The 20,250-nt window shown below is 68.1% G+C and carries 23 protein-coding genes and 1 pseudogene; 6 read left to right on the forward strand and 18 right to left on the reverse strand.

The features are described from left to right. Positions 1-147: 147 nt before the first annotated feature. From ABZ345_RS32085 to era, 7 genes are read right to left on the reverse strand one after another with little or no spacing between them, the layout of a single operon-like run. Complete coding sequence (locus ABZ345_RS32085; RefSeq protein ID WP_359856954.1) at positions 148-876, reverse strand: TIGR03943 family protein; 729 nt, start codon at positions 874-876, stop codon at positions 148-150. After that, positions 873-1,883 carry a permease gene (locus ABZ345_RS32090; protein ID WP_359856957.1) on the reverse strand — a complete coding sequence of 337 codons (1,011 nt, stop codon included), beginning with the start codon at positions 1,881-1,883 and terminating at the stop codon, positions 873-875. Before ABZ345_RS32090 ends, ABZ345_RS32085 begins: the two co-directional genes overlap by 4 nt. Next, on the reverse strand, positions 1,880-2,317 hold the full coding sequence (locus ABZ345_RS32095) for a hypothetical protein (RefSeq protein ID WP_359856959.1): 438 nt from the start codon (positions 2,315-2,317) through the stop codon (positions 1,880-1,882). The genes ABZ345_RS32090 and ABZ345_RS32095 overlap by 4 nt, the downstream gene beginning before the upstream one ends. Positions 2,318-2,331: 14 nt before the next feature. Next, on the reverse strand, positions 2,332-2,730 hold the full coding sequence (locus tag ABZ345_RS32100; protein ID WP_086667743.1) for a YbjN domain-containing protein: 399 nt from the start codon (positions 2,728-2,730) through the stop codon (positions 2,332-2,334). Continuing rightward, a complete protein-coding gene (locus ABZ345_RS32105) occupies positions 2,727-3,545 on the reverse strand; it encodes an isoprenyl transferase (protein ID WP_359856962.1) in 819 nt (272 codons plus the stop codon). The genes ABZ345_RS32100 and ABZ345_RS32105 overlap by 4 nt, the downstream gene beginning before the upstream one ends. Before the next feature lie 43 nt (positions 3,546-3,588). Then, positions 3,589-4,341, reverse strand: a complete 753-nt coding sequence (gene recO, locus ABZ345_RS32110; protein ID WP_359856964.1) for a DNA repair protein RecO — start codon at positions 4,339-4,341, stop codon at positions 3,589-3,591. Continuing rightward, positions 4,341-5,237: a GTPase Era gene (gene era, locus ABZ345_RS32115; RefSeq protein ID WP_319970072.1), complete on the reverse strand. Its 897-nt coding sequence runs from the start codon at positions 5,235-5,237 to the stop codon at positions 4,341-4,343. The genes recO and era overlap by 1 nt, the downstream gene beginning before the upstream one ends. A 134-nt stretch (positions 5,238-5,371) precedes the next feature. On the opposite strand from era, the gene ABZ345_RS32120 reads away from it, so the two are divergent. Next, positions 5,372-5,800 carry an ester cyclase gene (locus ABZ345_RS32120; RefSeq protein ID WP_359856967.1) on the forward strand — a complete coding sequence of 143 codons (429 nt, stop codon included), beginning with the start codon at positions 5,372-5,374 and terminating at the stop codon, positions 5,798-5,800. Here the strand turns inward: ABZ345_RS32120 and ABZ345_RS32125 are convergent. The 4 genes from ABZ345_RS32125 to ABZ345_RS32140 are packed head-to-tail and all read right to left on the reverse strand — an operon-like array spanning position 5,797 to position 9,044. Further along, complete coding sequence (locus tag ABZ345_RS32125; protein WP_359856970.1) at positions 5,797-6,129, reverse strand: cytidine deaminase; 333 nt, start codon at positions 6,127-6,129, stop codon at positions 5,797-5,799. The two genes, ABZ345_RS32120 and ABZ345_RS32125, sit on opposite strands and share 4 nt — an antisense overlap. Further along, positions 6,122-7,411 carry a hemolysin family protein gene (locus ABZ345_RS32130; protein WP_359856973.1) on the reverse strand — a complete coding sequence of 430 codons (1,290 nt, stop codon included), beginning with the start codon at positions 7,409-7,411 and terminating at the stop codon, positions 6,122-6,124. Before ABZ345_RS32130 ends, ABZ345_RS32125 begins: the two co-directional genes overlap by 8 nt. Before the next feature lie 5 nt (positions 7,412-7,416). Continuing rightward, entirely contained in the window at positions 7,417-7,989 is a 573-nt protein-coding gene (gene ybeY, locus ABZ345_RS32135; RefSeq protein WP_359856976.1) for an rRNA maturation RNase YbeY, read from the reverse strand. 5 nt (positions 7,990-7,994) lie between these two features. After that, positions 7,995-9,044: a PhoH family protein gene (locus ABZ345_RS32140; protein WP_359856979.1), complete on the reverse strand. Its 1,050-nt coding sequence runs from the start codon at positions 9,042-9,044 to the stop codon at positions 7,995-7,997. 103 nt (positions 9,045-9,147) lie between these two features. On the opposite strand from ABZ345_RS32140, the gene ABZ345_RS32145 reads away from it, so the two are divergent. After that, positions 9,148-9,960, forward strand: coding sequence for a hypothetical protein (locus tag ABZ345_RS32145; protein ID WP_359856981.1), 813 nt, complete (start codon positions 9,148-9,150; stop codon positions 9,958-9,960). A 12-nt stretch (positions 9,961-9,972) separates the two neighbouring features. Next, a complete protein-coding gene (locus tag ABZ345_RS32150) occupies positions 9,973-10,755 on the forward strand; it encodes a GNAT family N-acetyltransferase (RefSeq protein ID WP_359856984.1) in 783 nt (260 codons plus the stop codon). A gap of 21 nt (positions 10,756-10,776) precedes the next feature. Here ABZ345_RS32150 and ABZ345_RS32155 read toward each other — a convergent pair whose 3' ends face one another. From ABZ345_RS32155 to hrcA, 6 genes are all read right to left on the reverse strand, one after another. Continuing rightward, positions 10,777-11,094 carry a histidine triad nucleotide-binding protein gene (locus tag ABZ345_RS32155; protein WP_359856987.1) on the reverse strand — a complete coding sequence of 106 codons (318 nt, stop codon included), beginning with the start codon at positions 11,092-11,094 and terminating at the stop codon, positions 10,777-10,779. 10 nt (positions 11,095-11,104) lie between these two features. Beyond that, on the reverse strand, positions 11,105-11,695 hold the full coding sequence (locus ABZ345_RS32160) for a TetR family transcriptional regulator C-terminal domain-containing protein (RefSeq protein WP_359856990.1): 591 nt from the start codon (positions 11,693-11,695) through the stop codon (positions 11,105-11,107). Between the two features lie 9 nt (positions 11,696-11,704). Then, positions 11,705-12,361: a prolyl oligopeptidase family serine peptidase gene (locus ABZ345_RS32165; protein WP_359856993.1), complete on the reverse strand. Its 657-nt coding sequence runs from the start codon at positions 12,359-12,361 to the stop codon at positions 11,705-11,707. A 399-nt stretch (positions 12,362-12,760) separates the two neighbouring features. After that, on the reverse strand, positions 12,761-13,492 hold the full coding sequence (locus ABZ345_RS32170; protein ID WP_359856996.1) for a 16S rRNA (uracil(1498)-N(3))-methyltransferase: 732 nt from the start codon (positions 13,490-13,492) through the stop codon (positions 12,761-12,763). Beyond that, complete coding sequence (gene dnaJ / locus ABZ345_RS32175; RefSeq protein ID WP_359857103.1) at positions 13,489-14,637, reverse strand: molecular chaperone DnaJ; 1,149 nt, start codon at positions 14,635-14,637, stop codon at positions 13,489-13,491. The genes ABZ345_RS32170 and dnaJ overlap by 4 nt, the downstream gene beginning before the upstream one ends. Positions 14,638-14,698: 61 nt before the next feature. Continuing rightward, positions 14,699-15,721 (reverse strand): heat-inducible transcriptional repressor HrcA, encoded by a 1,023-nt coding sequence (gene hrcA, locus ABZ345_RS32180; protein ID WP_359856998.1) that lies wholly within the window; start codon positions 15,719-15,721, stop codon positions 14,699-14,701. 175 nt (positions 15,722-15,896) lie between these two features. On the opposite strand from hrcA, the gene ABZ345_RS32185 reads away from it, so the two are divergent. The 3 genes from ABZ345_RS32185 (at position 15,897) to ABZ345_RS32195 (ending at position 19,821) form a co-directional block, all read left to right on the forward strand. Beyond that, positions 15,897-17,630: a hypothetical protein gene (locus ABZ345_RS32185; RefSeq protein WP_359857001.1), complete on the forward strand. Its 1,734-nt coding sequence runs from the start codon at positions 15,897-15,899 to the stop codon at positions 17,628-17,630. After that, positions 17,627-19,354, forward strand: a complete 1,728-nt coding sequence (locus tag ABZ345_RS32190) for a hypothetical protein (RefSeq protein WP_359857004.1) — start codon at positions 17,627-17,629, stop codon at positions 19,352-19,354. The genes ABZ345_RS32185 and ABZ345_RS32190 overlap by 4 nt, the downstream gene beginning before the upstream one ends. Before the next feature lie 80 nt (positions 19,355-19,434). Further along, positions 19,435-19,821, forward strand: coding sequence for a hypothetical protein (locus ABZ345_RS32195; protein ID WP_359857006.1), 387 nt, complete (start codon positions 19,435-19,437; stop codon positions 19,819-19,821). 46 nt (positions 19,822-19,867) lie between these two features. On the opposite strand, the pseudogene ABZ345_RS32200 reads toward ABZ345_RS32195, so the two are convergent. Then, positions 19,868-20,241 (reverse strand): annotated as a pseudogene (locus ABZ345_RS32200) (leucine zipper domain-containing protein); the annotation flags it as partial. Between the last annotated feature and the right edge of the window lie 9 nt (positions 20,242-20,250).

Raw genomic sequence — 20,250 nt, forward strand, 5'->3', positions numbered from 1 at the left:
ACCACCAAATCCGATATATCAGCGCCCGTCGCTGCCGCCTACCTGCGCTTTAGCAATGAGTCTTTGGACATCGCCCGCAAAAGACTCGTTGCAAAGGCACGGCAAGCAGGCGGTCCGGCAGCTGATATATCGGATATCAGGTGGGGCTCAGGACTCGTAGGGCTCGACCGGCTCGGCCACCGACGTCGACGACTCGACCGTGAAGCTCGGCACCCACGAGTTCTTCTCGTTCGCCGACTTCGGCACGACCTTGCCGCTGACCTCGACCCACTGCTCGTCGGGCAGCGACGGCACGTCGCCGGTCAGCCGCACCTTCAACGGCCGCGCGTCCGCCGCACAGCAGGAGATCGCGAGCCGCGCGACGAAGGTGTTGCCGTCCGCGCGCGTCAGGAACCCGGTCAGCTTGACCCTGCGGCCGTCCAGCGTTCCGGACTCGTCCCACGCCGTGCGCGTCACGAACTCCGTCATGGAGAGCGGGATGACGTCACCGGACGGCAGGTTGCCCAGCAGGTTGCGGGACCGCTGTGTCTGGTTCGTGTCGGCGGACGAGCTCACGACGTCGCCGCCCAGCGCCGGCGGCGAGATCAGGAACACCGCCAGCACCGGCAGCAGCATCAGCCAGGTCGAGCGCGACGAGTGCGAGTGGCTGTGGTCGTGGCCGGAATCGGAATCGGAACCGGCTTCGGAGACGGCCTGGCCGCGCCGGATGTCGCGGATGATCGCGAACAGCGCCAGCACGATCATGATGGTCCCGGCCGCGATCAGCAGCGGCAGCAGGCCCTTCTGCACGTAGCGCAGGTACAGCCCGGAGAAGCTGATCTTCAGCAGCGCGCCGCCGAGCAGGACCAGCAGGATGTTCTGGGTTTCCCGCCTCACAGCAGCACCACTCCCGTCACAACCCCGCACAAGATCGCCACCACGAAGGTAGCGGGCGCGAAGCGGAATGCGAACGCGCGACCGAAAGCACCCGCCTGCAACGCGATCAGCTTCACGTCGACCGCGGGTCCGACCACCAGGAACACCAGGCGCGGCAACAAGGGCAGCGCCGAGAACGCGACAGCCACGAAAGCGTCCGCCTCCGAGCACAGCGCCAGGATCACGGCCAGGAACGCCATGACGATCACGCCCAGCACGACCTGCCCGCCCAGGGTCTGCATCCACGCGACCGGCACGAACGTCTTGAACGTCGCGGCGAACAGCCCGCCCAGCACCAGGAACCCGCCGGCGTCCACGAGGTCGTGGCGCGCGCTCTCGGCAAAGACAGTCCACTTCGAAGAACCGTCGTGGTCCCCGAGACGCGCCAGCGCGCGTTCGGCGATCCACTCCATCTTGCCGAACCGGACCCACAGCCAGCCCATGACCATCGCGGTCAGCAACGAGCCGACGAACCGCGCGACGACCATGATCGGGGTGTCGTTGAACGCCACCGCCGTCGCCACCAGCACGATCGGGTTCACCGCAGGAGCGGCCAGCAGGAACGTCAACGCCACCGCGGGCGCGACGCCCTGCTGCATCAGCCGGCGCGCGACAGGCACTGAAGCGCACTCACATCCCGGCAAAGCAACGCCCGCGACACCGGCCACGGGCACGGCCAGCGCGGTGCGAGTGGGCAGCAACCGGCGCAGCGCCGAAGCCGGCACGAACGCCGCGATCGCACCGGAGATCAGCACGCCCAGGACCAGGAACGGCATGGCCTGCACGCAGATCGCCACGAACACGGTCGACGCGGTGCGCAGCTTCGGCACGTCCAGCAGGTCGACGAGCTTCGACTGGAAGAGCAGTGCGAGAACGAGGATCCCGCACAGCACCTCCAGCGACGTGATCTTCAGCCGAGGCGGGCCGGAGCGCCGCTTCGACGAGCGGATCTCGCCGGTGATCGTCATTCCGAATCCGCGTCCAGATCGAGCAGACGGCGGTAGGTCCGGGCCATGCCCTCGCGGATCTCCTCCGGCGAGGGCGGCTCGGCGAACTCGGCCTCTTCTTCCTCGAGGTCGTCGTCGAAGTCGACGGGCGTGCCATTGACCGTCTCCTCGGCCTCTTCTTCCTCTTCGAGGGCGGCCTCACGCAGCTCGTCGATCGTCGCGGAGACGTCCTCGGCGGACAGAGCGGGCAGCATCGGCTTCACGATCGCCAGCACGCCACCCTCGGCGTCGTCCAGCGCCACGGCCTCGGCCAGCGCCACGGCGTGGTCACGCTCGTACGGACCGCAGATGAACGAGTCCCAGTCGTCGCCGCCCGACGGCTCGAACGTGACGGTCCACGGGAACTCGTTGACGTCCGAGTCCTCTTCCGGCTCGTAAATGATCACGCCACCCATCGAAGGGTCCTTTCTCAAGAAAAGCGGGAGAGGAGCTCGCCGCGCACCTGCGACGCGGTCGAGACGACCAGCATGAGCAGCGTGCTCAGCGGTTCCGGCTTGAGACCGTCCGCCGGGAACGCGTAGCGCAGCATCACGTCGGTGCCACGTTCGGACGCGATCACGCCTAACGTCCCGAACAGGCCCTGACCAGCGCGTTCGGCCACCCAGACGGCGACGTCGCCGACCAGGTCCCACGCTACGACGACCGTCAACGAGAGCACCGTCAGGCCCTCGGCCAGTTCCATGCCCTGCACCGCGCACGGCACGTCGCCGTGGCGGAAGCTCAACGCGCCGTCGTCGTCCACGGAGACGTCGTGGAACAGCTCCAGCGCCTTGCGCGCGGCCTCGAGAGCCTCACCGCTCGCGTTCACGACACCTCCGAATCGGGCTTGTCGATCGCACCACCGAAGCGGCGGTCGCGCTCGGCGAACTTCTCTACGGCGCGCCAGAGGTCGGTGCGGTCGAAGTCGGGCCACAGGATGTCCTGGAACACCAGCTCGGCGTACGCGGACTGCCAGAGCATGAAGTTCGACGTGCGCTGCTCGCCCGACGGCCGGATGAACAGGTCCACGTCCGGCATCTCGGGCTGGTAGAGGTAGCGCGCGATGGTCTTCTCGTCGACCTTGTCCGGGTTGAGCTGCCCGGCGGCGGCGAGACGGGCGATCTCGCGGGCCGCGTCACCGATCTCCGCGCGGCCGCCGTAGTTGATGCACATCGCGAGGTTGAGCTTGTCGTTGTCGCGGGTGCGTTCCTCCGCGACCTCGAGTTCCTTGATGACGCTGCGCCACAACTTCGGCCGGCGGCCTGCCCAGCGCACGCGGACGCCCAGCTCGTCGAGCTCGTCGGTGCGGTGGTGGATGACGTCGCGCGAGAAGCCCATGAGAAACCGGACCTCTTCGGGGCTGCGGCGCCAGTTCTCCGTGGAGAAGGCGTACAGCGACAGCCACTTCACGCCCATCTCGATGGCGCCCTTGGCGACCTCGACGACGACCTGCTCGCCCCGCTTGTGGCCCTCGACCCGCGACAGCCCGCGCTGGTTCGCCCAGCGGCCGTTGCCGTCCATCACGATCGCGATGTGCTTCGGCACGAACTCGACGGGAATGGCCGGGGGAACGGCGCCGGACGGGTGCGGCTCCGGCGGGCGCGGGACGCGCTTCTCACGCTCGGAGCGGCGACGACGCAGCATGGGGCTCGGCATCCTTTCGAGCGGCGGTCGGGTGGCCGCCACATTAGCCGTCGTCGGACTTGGCCTTGCGTTCGACCAGAGGCAACGACCGGAGCTGTCTTTCGAGGTGCCACTGCAGATGCGCCGCGACCAGCCCACTCGCGTCCCGGCGGGCGATGTGCGGAATCTCGTCGACCGCGCCCCACTGCCCGTGCAGCAGCGCCGACAGCAGCGCCAAAGTGTCCTGCGAGGGCGACGCGGACCCCGGCGGGCGGCAGTTCGGGCAGCACGAGCCACCGGCCTGCACGCTGAACGCCCGGTGCGGACCTGGATCGCCGCACTTCGCGCACTCGTTGACCGCGGGCGCCCATCCGGCGAACGCCATCGCACGCATCAGGAACGCGTCCAGCAGCAGCGACGGGTCACGTTCCGCGGCCGACAACGCCCTGAGAGCACCCGTGACGAGCAGATAGAGCCGCACGACCGGTTCGCCCTCTTCAGCGGTGAGCCGGTCCGCAGTCTCGAGGATCGCGCATGCGGCCGTGTAGCGCTGGTAGTCGTTGACGATCCCCACGCCGAACGCGTCGAGCGTCTGCACCTGCGTGATGATGTCGAGCGACCGGCCGGGGTGGAACTGCACGTCGACGTGGCAGAACGGCTCCAGCCGCGCGCCGAACTTCGACGACGTCCGGCGCACGCCCTTCGCCACGGCGCGGAGTTTCCCGTGCCGCTGCGTCAGGAACGTGATGATCCGGTCCGCTTCACCGAGCTTCTGCACGCGAAGCACGATCCCGGTGTCGCGGTACAGGTTGGCCATCAGAAGCCCAGGCGGCGCAACTGCTTCGGGTCCCGCTGCCAGTCCTTGGCGATCTTGATGTGCAGGTCCAGGTACACGCGGCTGCCCAGCAGCGCCTCGATCTGCTTGCGCGCCGCCATGCCGACCTGCTTGAGCCGCTCGCCCCGGTGACCCAGGATGATCGCCTTCTGCGACGGCCGTTCCACGAACACGAACGCGTGAATGTCGATCAGGTCGTCACGGCCCTCGCGCGCCTGCATCTCCTCGACGACCACGGCGATGGAGTGCGGCAGCTCGTCACGCACGCCTTCCAGCGCGGCCTCGCGGATGAGCTCGGCGACCAGCGTCTGCTCGGGCTCGTCGGTCAGGTCGCCGTCCGGGAACAGCTGCGGACCCTCGGGCAGCTTCTTCAGCAGCAGGTCGCTCAGCTTGTCGACCTGGAAGCCGTCGACCGCGGACACCGGGATGATCTCGGCGAACTCCATGACCTTCTGCAACGCGAGCAGCTGCTCCATCACCTGCTGCTGCGAGACCAGGTCGGTCTTGGTGACGATGCCGACCACCGGCGTGCGCTTGGCGACCTTCTCGAGCTCGGCGGCGATGAACTTGTCACCGGGGCCGACCTTCTGGTCCGCGGGCACGCAGAAGCCGACGACGTCGACCTCGGACCACGTCTCGCGCACCAGGTCGTTGAGCCGCTGGCCGAGCAACGTGCGCGGCCGGTGCAGACCGGGCGTGTCCACCAGCACGAGCTGGCCGTCCTCGCGGTGCACGATGCCGCGGATCGTGTGGCGGGTGGTCTGCGGCTTGCTGGACGTGATGGCGACCTTCGTGCCCACCAGCGCGTTCGTCAGCGTCGACTTCCCTGCGTTCGGGCGGCCGACGAAGCACGCGAACCCGGAGCGGTAACCATCCATCTCACCATTGTCCCCGCGCCCCGCTACGGACTTTCGCGGGGCCTTCCGGCACTGGTCCGCGCGGGTGAACGAGCGGACGCTGGCGCCCGCGTCCCCCGCGGTCCGCTCGTATTCCGCGCACTAGGAGATGCGACATGTCGAGAGAAGACCTCGAGCGCCTGAACGACGAAGGTATCGGCGCGTGGGATCGCCACGACCCCGACGGTTTCGTCAGCCTGCTGGCCGACGACTTCGTCTGGATCGACGACACGACCCCGGAACCGATGCGCACGCGGGACGCGGCCCGCGCCTACACGCAGGCCTGGTTCACCGCGTTCCCGGACATGCACATCCGCACGACCAGCATGGTCATCGAGAACGACCAGGTCGCCTGCGAGCTGGAGTTCACCGGCACCAACACCGGCACGCTCGCCATGGGCGGAATGGAGATCCCGCCGACCGGCAAGCCGATCACCAGCCGCGGGACCTACTTCCTCAAGGCCGAGGACGGCAAGATCAAGGAGTTCCACACCCACCCGGACGCGGCGGGGATGATGATGCAGCTCGGGCTGATGCCCGCCTAGACCCGCGCGCGCAGCTCGCCGGAAGCGTCCGCGAGGAAGACCGGTCCGGAGGCCGTGAGATCGCGCACGGCCGCCAGCGACTCGGTGTCCACCGCGGACGCCTCGGTGACGACGACGGCGGCCTCCAGGCCCTCCGCACCGCTCGACACGGCGGCGGCGACCGCGGCCTGCAGCGCCGTGAGCTGCAATGACGGCAACGCGACGGTGGAGGCGTTGTACGTGCGGCCGTCGAGGTCGCGCACGGCCGCACCCTCCGCCGCACCGTTGCGGGCACGGACGGACCGCGCGAGCGTCACGAGCTTGGCGTCCTCGGGGTCGAGGTCAGTCATGGTTTTCGCTCTCCTTGTTCACGGGGCGCACGAGCACAGTGGTGACGCGGATGCGGCCGCGTTCGTCCTTGCCGCCCTCCGCCCGCATGCGCAGGCCCGCGATCTCGGCCTCCGTGCCGGGCAGGGGCACGCGCCCGAGCCGTTGCGCGAGCAGGCCGCCGACGGTCTCGACCTCGTGGTCGTCCAGCTCGGTGCCGAACAACGCGTCCAGGTCGTCGACCGGCAGGCGCGCGCTGACCCGCACGGCACCGTCGTCGAGGTGCTCGACCGGCGGGCGGTCGTCGGTGTCGGACTCGTCGGTGATCTCGCCGACGATCTCCTCGAGGATGTCCTCGATGGTCAGCAGGCCCGCGGTGCCGCCGTACTCGTCGACCACGATCGCCATGTGCCGGCGGGACACCTGCATCTCGCGCAGCAGGTCCGCGATCGGCTTCGAGTCCGGGATGAAGCTCATCGGGCGCATCAGCTCGGAGACGCTCTTCGGGTCCTCGTCCTCGGCGAGCGTGGCCCGCATGAGGTCCTTGAGGTTCACCACGCCGAGCACGTCGTCGACGCTCTCCCCGATCACCGGGACGCGGGTGTAGCCGGTGCGCAACGACAGGGCGAGCGCCTGCCGCAGCGACTTCGACTGCTCGATCCACACGATCTCGGTGCGCGGCACCATGACCTCGCGGGCGATGGTGTCACCCAGCTCGAACACCGAGTGGATCATCTCGCGCTCGCCCTCGTCGACGACGCCGCGTTCCTGCGCCATGTCGACGAGCTCGCGCAACTCCACCTCGGAGCTGAACGGGCCCTCGCGGAAGCCCTTGCCGGGCGTGATCGCGTTACCGATGAGGATCAGGAGCTTCGACAGCGGCCCCAGGACCCGGCCGAGCTGACGGACCGTGCCCGCGGCGGCCAGGCTCACGCCGTACGGGTGCTGACGGCCGATGGTGCGCGGTCCGACGCCGACGAGCACGTACGACACGACGAGCATGCTCAGGCACGAGTACAGGACGGCGAGCCAGTTGCTGTCCTCGTACTGCAGGAACACCGTCGTGACCAGCACCGCCGCCAGCATCTCGCAGAACAGGCGCAGCAGCAGCAACAGGTTGACGTGCCGCGGACGGTCGTTGAGCACCTGCAGCAGCTGGCCGGTGCCCCAGCGCCCCTGTCGTTGCAGCGCCTCGACCCGTGCGCGTGACACGGTGCCGAGGGCGGCGTCCACACACGCGAAGACACCTGCGGCGAGCACGAGCAAGACGGCCAGCACTATGACGCCGGCTGGGTTGCCGCTCATTCGCGTCAGTCTTCTTCGGGATGCTGCGGTGACTGTTCCTGGGGCTTCTGCTCGTCCAGGCCGACGGCGCCCAGCACCTTGTCGTCCGTGCTGCGCTGGTGCGCGGCCCGTTCCGCGTCGTCCCGCGCGGTGCGGAAGTCCCCGAGGATCCGGTTCTGCAGCGTGAACATCTCGCGTTCCTCGGCCGGCTCGGCGTGGTCGTAGCCGAGCAGGTGCAGCACGCCGTGCACGGTCAGCAGGTGCAGCTCGTCCAGCAGGCCGTGGCCCGCCTTCTTGGCCTGGTCCTTGGCGAACGCCGGGCACAGCACGATGTCCCCGAGCAGCGCGGGCCCGAGCCCCGCCGCGTCGGGCCGACGTGCGGAGTCCAGCTCGTCCATGGGGAAGGCCATGACGTCCGTGGGACCGGGCAGGTCCATCCAGCGCTCGTGCAGGTCGGCCATGACGTCCAGCTCGACGAGCAGGACGGACAGCTCGGCCAGCGGGCTCACGCCCATGCGGTCCAGCGCGAAGCGGGCGGCGGAGACGATGGAACCCTCGTCGACTCCGACACCCGACTCGTTGGCGATCTCGATGCTCACGGCGCCTATCGTCCCCGGCGCTGGTTCCCCCGGCGTGCACCGGGTCCGTGGTGTTGCCCGTTCTGGTCGACGAGGTCCTGCTGGACCTGCCACTTGTCGTACGCGTCGACGATGTCGCCCACCAGGCGGTGGCGCACCACGTCCTGGCTGGTCAGCACGGAGAAGTGCACGTCGTCGACACCTTCGAGGATGTCCTTGACGACCCGCAGACCGCTGCGCTGGCCACCGGGGAGGTCGACCTGCGTGATGTCACCGGTCACGACGATCTTCGAGCCGAACCCGAGCCGCGTGAGGAACATCTTCATCTGCTCGGGCGTCGTGTTCTGCGCCTCGTCGAGGATGATGAACGCGTCGTTCAGGCTCCGGCCGCGCATGTACGCCAGCGGCGCGACCTCGATCGTGCCCGCCTGCGTGAGCCGCGGGATCGACTCCGGGTCGACCATGTCGTGCAGCGCGTCGTAGAGCGGGCGCAGGTACGGGTCGATCTTCTCGTACAGCGTGCCCGGCAGGTAGCCGAGCCGCTCGCCCGCCTCGACGGCCGGGCGGGTGAGGATGATCCGGTTGACCTGCTTGGCCTGCAGCGCCTGCACGGCCTTGGCCATGGCGAGGTAGGTCTTGCCGGTGCCGGCGGGGCCGATGCCGAACACGATGGTGTTCTTGTCGATCGCGTCGACGTAGTGCTTCTGGTTCAGCGTCTTCGGCCGGATCGTGCGGCCGCGGCGGCTGATGATGTCCAGGCTCAGCACCTCGGCCGGCGACTCCTCGGCGTTCGCGCTGAGCATCGCGACGGTGCGGCGCACGGTGTTCGTGTCGACCGCCTGCCCGCGGCTGGCGAGGGTGACGAGCTCGGAGAAGACCCGTTCCGCGAAGGCCACGTCGGCGGGGTCGCCGGACAGCGTGATCTCGTTCCCCCGGACGTGCACGTCGGCGTCGAGCAGTTCCTCGGCGAGCCGCAGGTTCTCGTCTCGCGACCCCAGCAGGCTGAGCACCGCGCCGTCGGGCACGGCAAACCGGGACTGACCTTCCTTGGTGCTCTGCTGTGTTTCGTCGGCCACGTGGCCCCGGCCTGCTTCCTGTCGCTCGGATCTGGTGGCGTAGATGCTAGTCCGGCCGAAAATGGGTGGCTACCGGATTGCTCACGGTGTGTGCTCACCGACTGTGGAGATCCGCAGGCTCGGCGTCGACGACGTACCCGAGTGCATGAAGCTCATCACGGACCGGGGTTGGACGTGGCCGGCGCAGCAGTGGGAGCTGCTGCTCACGCTGGGTCCGGGCCTCGGCGCCTTCGAGTCCGGTGCCAGGGGCGGGGCGATCTTGGGCACGGCGTTGGCGACCCCGTACCCCGAGGCGCAGTCGATCAGCGGCGTGCTGGTCGGCACCTGGGCCGAACGCCGTGGCGTCGGCACCGCGCTGATGGTCAATATATTGGATATCAGTGAGACTGGCGTATCCGTGCTGTATGCGACTTCCATGGGCGAACCGTTGTACACAAAACTCGGCTTTCACCCGGTCGGGGTGACGACTGAATACCACGGCGTCTTCACCGGCAAGGCCGCCGGAGTGTCCCGGCCGGCCGCGATATCCGACATACCGGCTTTGGCGGCACTCGACCGCGAGGTCAGCGGGTACACACGCGACAAGTTCTGGGACTTCGCGCCGTCGCGCTACTCGTTGCGCACAGCGGAGTTCGAGGGCGGCCTCGGCCTGATCGGCTCGCGTCAGCTCGCGAACGGCCCCGCGGTCGGCCCGATCATCGCGCCCACGGCGGCCGACGCCTGCGCGCTGATCTCCGATGTCGTGGCGGGCGGGGACCTGTTCCGCGTCGACACCGACGACGCCGACGTCGCGGACTTCCTGCTGGCAAACGGGTTCGAGGCGCGCAACGGCTGCGCACTGATGGTGCACGGCGCGACGACGTTGCCGGGCGACCGGGCGCGCTACTTCGCGCCCGCGTCACTCGCATTGGGATGACCTGGGGGATTTGTGGAGCTGCGACGACTGACGTTCGACGACCTCACCGCGTGCTCCGACCTGGCCGAGAGCCGGTCGTGGCCGCGCGAGGAGAAGAAGTGGGAGTTCCTGCTCGAGCACGGTGAAGGCTGGGGCCTGTTCGACGAGGAAGGCCTCGTCGGCACGACGATCGTGACGCGCTACCCGGAACTGTCGTCGATCAGCATGGTGCTCGTCGCCGAACGCGCCGCTCGCCAGGGCCACGCGCGGCGGCTGGTATCCCATGTACTGGATACGGGTGTCTCGACGTTGTTCGCGACGGAGATGGGCCGTCCGTTGTACGAACAGCTGGGTTTCCGCGCCGTCGGCTTCACCGACATCCACACGGGCACCTTCACCGGACCGGCATCCGATATATCGCATATCGCGACGGCCGCCGATCTCGACGATGTCGTCGCGCTCGACACCAAGGTCACCGGCATCACGCGGCCGTACCTGTGGGAGTCGTTGCTCGCGATGGGAACCATCCGGATCTCGGAGCACGGCGTCGCGGGCACGTGGCAGGTCCGCGACGCGCGGATGCTCATCGGCCCGATCATCGCGGACTCCCCCGCCGCCACCTGCGCGCTCATCGCCGACTGCGCGGCCGGCGTCCCCAGCGTGCGCGTCGACGTCCACGACCCGGAGGTGATCGCGTTCGTGCGCGACCACGGCCTGGAGTCGTGGGGCACGCCCACCTGGATGGTGCGAGGCGCCGACAAGCTGCCCGGTGACCGCGCCCGCTACCGCGCTCCGCTGCTGCAAGCGCTCGGCTAGAGGCGTGGCCCGAACGCGCTATTAGAGACGGGTGCCGCCCAGCACGTGCAGGTGGGCGTGGAAGACCTCCTGCCCGCTGTCCGGCCCGGTGTTGAACACCAGCCGGTACCCCGACTCGGCGACACCTTCGGCCTCGGCGACCTCTTTGGCGGCGGCGAAGAGGTCGCCGAGCTGCTCGCCGGTCAGGTCGACGGCGTTCGGCACGTGCTCGCGCGGAATGAGGAGCACGTGCACCGGCGCCTTGGGGTTGATGTCGCGGAACGCCAGCGTCGTCTTGGTCTCGTGCACGACCGTCGCGGGAATCTCACCGTCGACGATCCGGCAGAACAAACAGGACATGCCCCAGACGCTAGGCGAAGAAGCGGTCCAGCTGCTCGTCGACGGCCTCGATCATGTCGTCGGCCGTCAGCTCGTCCGGCCCGAGCCCGTGGTGGATGTTGAGCCCGTCGATCAGCACGATGAACCTCCGCGCCGCCTTGATCGGCACGACACCCTCCCGCAGTTGCCCCGCTTCCTGCGCAACCGACAGAACGCGCGCGACCTCGCCGTAGAGCTCCCGCGTGCCGTAGCGCTCCAACTCGTGCAACGACGGCTCGACCATCGCCCGCGGCAGGAACGACAACAACACCGCCGCCTCCACCCGCCGTTCCTCGTCCAGCGCGAGCATCTCGTGTGCGACGGCCCGCAACAGCTCCCTACCGCCGACCGTGGCGTCGACCTTCTCCAGCCGCGCGATGAACCGCCGGTACGCGAGCTCCATCGCGAACCCCAGCAAGGAATCCTGCGTCGGGAAGTAGTGGCGCAACGACCCGCTGGACCACCCCGACTCGGCCGCGACGGCGCGCACGGAGGCGTGGTCTATCCCGTCCCGTTGCACGATGCGCCACACGGCTTCGGCAAGTTCGCGGCGGCGTTCCTCGTGGTCGACAACCTTCGGCACCGGCTCTTTTTAGCAGCCGCGCGCAAGCCGAACGACCGACCCGCGGCACAGCTCCCACGACTCGGTGCCCGGCGTGATCATGTCCATGTGCCCGGCGCCCTTCACCACGATGAGCTCCGCCTGCGGTTCCACAGCACAGAAATCGACGCTCTGCGCCACCGGAACGTCCTCGTCGAGCTCACCGTGCACGCAGATCACCGGTTTGCCGATGGGCACCAACGCGGCCGGCGAGGCCTCCGCGAACTGTTCCTCGGAACACAGCTCCAACGCCCGAGACGTGATGTGATGGGTGAAGTCGAGCACGGCCGCCTGGGCCACAGCTCCGACCACTCGCTCGCTGTATTTGGCCGCCCACACAGCGAGGTGCCCGCCGGCGCTGTGTCCCAGCGTCACAACGGGCCCGATGTCGACAGCCTCAATAGCGGCCAACACGTCCTGTCCGGTAACAGGCCACCCACCGTCACCACCAACACGCCGGTACTCAATGTTCCAAACGGCAAATCCGTCAGCAACAAGCACCTCGGCAAGCGGCCGACCGAGCTCCAGCCCATACCGCTGATGCCAAAAACCACCGTGAATGACGACAACAGCACCCTCAGCAACGCCTTCGGGAAGATAAAGCTCCCCGAACTGACTGGCATGCTCACCGTAAGCAATCCGCTGCACACGCAGAACTTACGCGAAAACCGAAGCGACCGATCTTGTCGGACCCGGTGAGTACGTTGAAACGCAGGGGTTCCCAGTCAGGGGGTACCCCTGCGAAAGCCTGCACAAAGACGTCGTAGAGGGCCGTGAAGGCGCTCCAGCGCCGATCAGTCAGGCCCAAAAACAAAAGGGGCGCCTCGCGGTCCGAAGCCTGGGGGTCGCTTCGCCGCGAGGCGCCGACGCCGGACCGAGGGGGGAGGTGTCCGGCGAGTCTTTTGGTCAGAAGGGCCTAATCGTCTACTCCGTTTCCGGATAGACCAATCAACCCCTCTGGCGACTAGGGTAACCCCATCGGCCTGCGATTCGCTACAGCTTCCGTCAAGCCAATCCATCCGATGTTCACCTTGGGAGTGACCGGGGTCACCAGCGAGTGGTGAGTACCCCCAACGCACCAAGAGCAACCGCAGCAGCGGTAGATGCACGCAGAACAGTTGGGCCCAATCGGACGATTCGCGCCCCCGATGATCGCAATGCCTCGAGTTCGTCCGGCGTGATTCCGCCCTCTGGACCGACCACGAGCAGCACATCTCCGGAAGCCGGCAACGGAACGTCGGCCAGCCGTTCGGTCGCGCTCTCATGCAACACGAGCGTCAGAGCAGACGACGACACGCGATGAGAAAGCTGCGCCGTGCTCACGGGTTCGTCGACAAAAGGCACCCGCGAACGCCGCGCCTGCTTCGCCGCCTCACGAACCGTGGATCGCCAGCGTCCCAACGCTTTCGCGCCGCGTGGGCCGTCCTCCCACTTCGTGATGCACCGGGCCGCGCGCCACGGCACCACACCGTCCACACCGGCCTCGGTGGCCAGCTCGACCGCGAGTTCGCCGCGGTCGCCCTTCACCAACGCCTGCGCCAGCACCACTCGCGGCGTCGGCTCCGGGTCCTCCGAACGCTCGAGCACGCGCAACGACAACGCATCCCGCTCCACTGCGACCACCGCGCAGCGCGCCAGCACACCGGAACCGTCGGACAGCACCAGTTCCTCGCCCACGCGCAGGCGTCGAACCGTGGCGGCGTGACGGCCTTCAGGCCCGTCCAGCACGAACTCCTCGCCCGGCGGAAGCGCCGGGACGAGGAAGACGGGCAGCGTCACCGGTGACCGCGCGAGGCACGCAGGCGCGAGAACAGCCCGCCGCCGCCCTTGCCGTTGTGGGACAACGAAGGCTCGTTCTCACCGCGCATCTCGGCCAGGTCGCGCAGCAACGCGGCCTGGGCGGCGTCGAGCTTGGTGGGCACGACGACCTCGAGGTGGACGTGCAGGTCGCCACGACCGTCGACGCGGCCGGTGGACCGCAGCTTCGGCATGCCGCGGCCCGTCAGCACGAGCTGCGTGTTGGGCTGCGTGCCGGGGTCGATCTCCAGCTCTTCCTCGCCGTCCAGCGTCTTCAACGGCAGCGTGGCGCCCAGCGCGGCCGTCGTCATCGGGATCTGCACGACGCAGTGCAGGTCGGCGCCGTCGCGTTCGAAGATCTCGTGCGGGTGCTCCTCGACCTCGACGTAGAGGTCGCCGGCCGGACCGCCGCCGGGGCCGACCTCGCCCTGGCCCGCGAGACGCACGCGCATGCCCTCGGCGACACCGGCGGGGATGTTCACGGAGATCGTGCGGCGCGAACGGACGCGGCCGTCGCCCGCGCACTGCTGGCACGGGTCGGGGATGACCTCGCCGAAGCCGCGGCACACCGGGCACGGGCGCGACGTCACGACCTGGCCGAGGAACGAGCGTTGAACGGACTGGACCTCGCCGCGGCCGTTGCAGGTGTCGCAGCGGATCGGCTTGGAGTCGCTGTTGGTGCCGGCGCCGTGACAGCGGTCGCAGAGGATCGCGGTGTCGACGGTCAGCTCACGCGTCGCGCCCGCCGCGCACTCCTCCAGCGTCATGTCGAGCCGGATCAGCGCGTCGGAGCCTGGCTGCACGCGACTGCGCGGACCGCGGCCGCCGCCGGTCGAGGCGCCGAAGAAGGCGTCCATGATGTCGCCGAGACCGAAGCCCGCGAACGGGTCACCGCCCGCGCGTCCGCCGCCGCCCGAGTCGAGCGGGTCGCCACCGAGGTCGACGACACGGCGCTTCTCGGGGTTCGACAACACCTCGTAGGCGGCCGTGACCTCCTTGAACCGGGCCTCCTCGTTGGGATTGACGTCCGGGTGCAGCTGCCTGGCGAGCTTGCGGTAGGCACGCTTGATCTCATCCTGTGTCGCGTTCTGCGAGACACCGAGGATGCCGTAGTAATCCCTGGCCACCTTGTTCGCTTTCGTGTTCATCTTTCAGAGCAAGAAGTTCTCGTGTGTTCGGTGTTCGGCTTCAGCGGCCGGTGAGGATCTCACCGACGTAGTTGGCAACGGCGCGGACGGCCGCCATTGTTCCGGGGTAGTCCATGCGCGTGGGTCCGACGACGCCGAGGCCGCCCAGCGGATTGTCACGGCTGCCGTAGCCGATGGACACCACGGAAGTGCTGCGCATCTCAGCTGCCTCGTTCTCCTCGCCGATGCGCACCAGCACGCGACCGGGGTCGCGGGAGGCGGCGAGCAGCTTGAGCACGATCACCTGTTCCTCCAGCGCCTCCAGCACCTGCCGCAGCGAGCCGGGGAAGTCGGCGACGTTGCGCGTGAGGTTCGCGGTGCCGCCGAGCACGAGCCGTTCCTCGGGGTGCTCGACGAGCGTCTCGATCAGCACCGTCGCGACCCTCAGCATCGGGTCGCGCAGGTCCTGCCGCACCTCGTCCGGCAGATCCGCGACCCTGACCGAGGCGTCGGTCAGGCGCTGGCCCGACATGGCCTGGTTCAACAGGCCGCGCAGGTGAGCCGTGTCCTCCTCGCTGATCACATCACCCAGCTCGACGATGCGCTGGTCGACCCGACCGGTGTCGGTGATCAGCACGAGCATCAGCCGGGACGGCGTGATCGGCAGCACTTCAAGATGACGGACGGCCGCGCGCGACAGGGTCGGCACCTGGATCACCGCGACCTGCCTGGTGAGCTGCGCGAGCAACCGGACGCTGCGGCGCATCACGTCGTCGAGGTCGAGCGCCCCGTCGAGGAAGCTGCGGATGGCCCGCTTCTCGGCGGTCGAGAGCGGCTTGATCTCACTGAGCTTGTCGACGAAGAGCCGGTAGCCCTTGTCGGTCGGCACCCGGCCGGCGCTGGTGTGCGGCTGGGCGATGTAGCCCTCGTCCTCCAGCGCGGCCATGTCGTTGCGCACGGTCGCGCTCGACACACCCAGGTTGTGCCGCTCGACCAGGGCTTTCGACCCGACGGGCTCCTGGTTGGACACGTAGTCGGCGACGATGGCGCGCAACACCTCGAACCGACGCTCATCGGCGTTCACCGCTGTTCACCTCCGTGTCCGTACCACCCGAGTTTACCCAGGCGATTTCATGCCTGGTGCGCGCTCCGACAGCCTGGGGATGTAAACACCGCAGAACTCGCCGGTTCTCTTGACTGACGGCTCAGCCGAACCGTTGGGTAAAGGCGCCGTCGCCCCGGTCAAGTGAGGGGTGCGCATGCGCAAGCTCTGGTGTCTGCTCCTGGGAGTGATGCTGCTCGCGCCACCTGGCGTCGCGGCGGCGCACGACTCGATCCACAACTCCATCAGGGGCTGGACGATCCTCTCCGACAGCGACGCGGGCGCCGACCAGGTGATCGGCACCGCGCGGAAGTACCAGGTCAACCACCTGCAGTTGTCCCACGAGGTGGTGATGGACCTGCAGGACGTCCGCGACCCGCGCAGACAGGCGCAGGTGAACCGGCTGACCGACCTCGCCCACTCGTCGGGCGTCAAGGAGGTCGCCGCCTGGGACCACGCCCTCTACAACCTCACCTACTACCCCGCCGAGTTCCGCACCGGCCCCGGCGGCACGATCGACCTCGACAACCCGGCGTTCTGGGACTGGTTCCGCGGCGACTACCGCCAGATGCTCGACCTGGTGCCGCGGGTGAACTCGATCGTCCTGACGTTCATCGAGACGGGCGCCCGCGTCGAGAACCAGTACTCCGCGAAGCTCAAGACCGCCGAGGAGAAGCTCGCCTACCTCGTCGACCAGATCGCGTCGGTGATCGACGAGCGCGGCATGCTGCTGTACCTGCGCACGTTCGGCTACTACCCCGCCGAGATGGACCGCACGATCGGCGCGATCGACCGCGTGCAGAACCAGCGCGTCCGCGTGATGGCCAAGGCCCAGCCGCACGACTTCTTCCTCACACACCCGATCGACGTCACGGTGCCGAAGATCAAACGCCCGGTGCTGATCGAGTACGACACCACCGGCGAGTACAACGGCCAGGGCAAGATCGCCAACGCGCTCGTCGCCGAGCACGCCGACCGGTTGAGGCACTACCGCAAGCTCCCCAACGTGATCGGCTACGTCGCCCGCACCGACCGCTACGACGAGTCGCGCATCGTCGGCACACCGACCGAGATCAACCTGTACGCGTTGAAGCGCGCCAGCGAGGGTGCCTCGAACTCCCAGATCTACCTGGAGTTCGCCGCCGTCAAGTACGGCCTCCTCTCGGCGCCTTGGGTGGCCCGCGCGCTGGCGCGGTCGCCGGAGATCATCACCTCGACGCTGTACACGCTGGGCAGCAACACCGCGAACCACTCGCGGCTGGACTACGACCCGTACTGCTCGAGCTACCACCGCAGCGTCTCGGGCAAGTGGATCGACCCACCTGAGACGTTCGTGCGGCACGGCGTGAACAAGAAGTTCCACTACTGGATCGACGTCGCGAACCACCTGTCGCCGCCGCACTGCAAGACCGACGGCATCCTGCGCCGCGAGGCCGGTTACGTGCTCGACCGCGGCTGGGTCACCCCCGGAAACCTGATGACGCAGGAGTACCTCGACTACCTGAACGTCGAGAAGAACTACGGCGTGGGGTTGGCCGAAGCCTCGCTGAGCGACGTCGAACATGTACGAAAGTTGCTGCGTCCCAACGACTATGCGCAACTGAAGTCTTATTTCGAACGGACCGTGATGACCGCCAAGCTGCACAGGGCGGTCGCGAAGGCGTACTTCGGCTACCGGATCTACGTCCAGCAACCGTCCACCGAGCTCGCCCGCTCCATTTGGGACGGTCTCGACGAGGCACAGATCGTTGCCGCCCAGGTGCGGGCGTACCCGGCACCGCCGACCGGGGAGTGGAACTGGGTGATCGACGCAGCCCAGGCCGACCTGTACGCCAAGCGGATCTCCGAGGGCTGGGACCGCTACTCCAACATCAAGGTGCCGCGTCCATGAGAAGAGTTCTGACCGTGCTGCTGGCGATGGCGTTGCTGTCGCCGGCAGCACCGGCCAACGCCAAACCCGACGAGATCCGCGGCTGGACCCTGTTGTCCAACAACGACGCGGGCAACGAGCAGACCATTGCCGCCGCTCGCGACTACCGGATCAACCACCTGCAGCTGTCGCACGACGTGATCCACCACCTGCGTCAGCTCAAGGAGTCCGCGGACCGCCGCCAACGAGCCGTCCGGCTCACTGATCAGGCGCATGCCGCGGGCATCAAGGAGGTCGCGGTCTGGGACCACGCCCTCTACGACCTCACCTACTACCCGGCCGAGTTCCGCACCGGCCCCAACGGCACGATCGACCTCGACAACCCGGCGTTCTGGGACTGGTTCCGCACCGACTACCGCGCGATGCTCGACCTGCTCCCGAACGCCGACTCGGTGATCCTCACGTTCATCGAGACCGGCGCCCGCGTGGAACGCCAGTACTCGGCGCGGTTGAAGACCGCCGAGGAAAAGCTCGCCTACCTGATCGACCAGATCGCGTCCGTGACGGACGAACGCGGCAAACTCCTGTACCTGCGCACCTTCGCGTACTTCCCGGAGGAGATGAACAACGTCCTGCGCGCCCTGGACCTCGTCCAGAACCAGGGCGTCCGCGTGATGGCCAAGGCCCAGCCGCACGACTTCTTTCTCACGCATCCGATCGACGTCACCGTGCCGAAGATCAAGCGCCCGGTGCTGATCGAGTACGACACCACCGGCGAGTACAACGGCCAGGGCAAGATCGCCGGCGCCTTCGTGGCCGACCACGCCGACCGGTTGAGGCACTATCGCGCACTGCCCAACGTGATCGGCTACGTCGCCCGCACCGACCGCTTCCAGGACTCGCACATCGTCGGCACCCCGACCGAGGTGAACCTGTGGGCCCTGCACCGAGCCCCGCAGCTGACGAACTCCCAGATCTACCAGGAGTTCGCACGGCGGAAGTACGGTCCACTCGCCGCACCCCGAGTCGCCCAGGCGCTGGCCCGCTCGCAGGAGATCGTCGAGTCGGTCCTCTACACGCTCGGCAACAACAGCGGCGACCACTCCCGCCTGAACTACGACCCGTACTGCCCCGGCTACCACCGAAGCGTCTCCGGCAAGTGGATCGACCCACCCGTCGAACGGGTCAGGCACGGCGTCGACAAGACCTACCACTACTGGATCGACGTCGTGAACACCCCCGCCCCACCGCACTGCAAGCTCGACCCGATCCTGCGCAACGAGACCCCGTACGTGCTGGACCGCGGCTGGGTCACGCCGGGCAACCTCATGGTTCAGTCCTATTTGGACGACGTGGTGACCGAGAAGAACCACGGCGTCAAGCTCGCCGAGAGGTCGCTGGCCGACATCGAGGCGGTCCGGCGCGTGCTGAAGCCCGCGGACTACGCCCAGCTCAAGGCCTACTTCGAGCGCACGGTCATCTCGGCCCGGCTGCACCGTTCGATCGCCAAGGCCTACTTCGGCTATCGGCTCTACCTGCGCACGCCGTCGGCCGAGCTGGCCCGCACGATCTGGGACGGGCTCGACGAGTCGAAGCTGATGGCCGGCACCATCCGCACCTACCCGGCGCCGCCGGGCAAGGGCGAGTTCGACTGGGTGAGCGACGCCGGCCGGGCCGACACCTACTACCAGCGGATCTCCGAGGGCTGGGACACCTACGGCAACGTCAAGGTCCCGCGCCCCTGACCAGCGGTGAACACGAACGGCCCTGTTTTTGTCGGTCCTGCTCGCTAGGGTCCAAACCATCCGAACACGAGGGTGGGGCCGTGGAGAGCGAGCAGGGCTGGCGCACGAAAGGCGGCCGGACCTACCACAGCGACCCGAGCTGCGAGTGGCTGCACAAGGGCCGGCTTCGACTGATCGGCAAGGACTCGCACGAGGTCGTCGAGGTCCGGTGGGCCGACGTGAGTCCGGGCCAGCTCCAGCCGTGCGACTACTGCTGCGCACCCGCGTGGCTGGAGGAGCACGGCAGGCAGCACCGCGCGGACGGGAAGCCGTGCCTCGTCATGAGCGATGACGAGTGGTGGCGCGGCACGCTGGTCTGGGAGGCGTCCAGGCGGGCGGACGGGTTGTGGTGGGCCACCGTCACGTACGAGAAGAGCGGGCAGCACATCACCGAAGTGCGCAGCCAGCACGACATCCGCGCGCGCTAGGTGTGACGTCCGGGGAGGTGGGTCAGCCTGGTGATGGGTGGCTGGCCTGTTCACCGACGAAGCGCCAGCCATCGGCGTCGGGGATGGTGCCGAACTTGGTGATGTCGACGTGGATCAGTGAGCCGGATGCGGATGTTCGTAGTGGTGCAACGGTTCGCCGGTGACGCGGTCGATGCGGGACAGGTGGTTGATCAGGCAGCGGAGCACTATCGCGTGCACTGTTGAGGCCGACATCCCGAGCCGGCCTGCGATCTGCACCGGTCCCAGCCTCCAACACGGGGTGACGACTTGCCGCACCACTGGTTCGGGAGTTCGACTCGGGCTGTGGCGCGGGCGTGAACTGCGGTCGGTCATGCCCTCGGCGCCTTCGTCACGGTAGCGCTGAGCCCTCTTGCGGGCGGTCTTGTCTGCGACCATGAATCGGTTCCT

The organism is Lentzea sp. NPDC005914 (assembly GCF_040629405.1).
GTDB lineage: Bacteria > Actinomycetota > Actinomycetes > Mycobacteriales > Pseudonocardiaceae > Lentzea.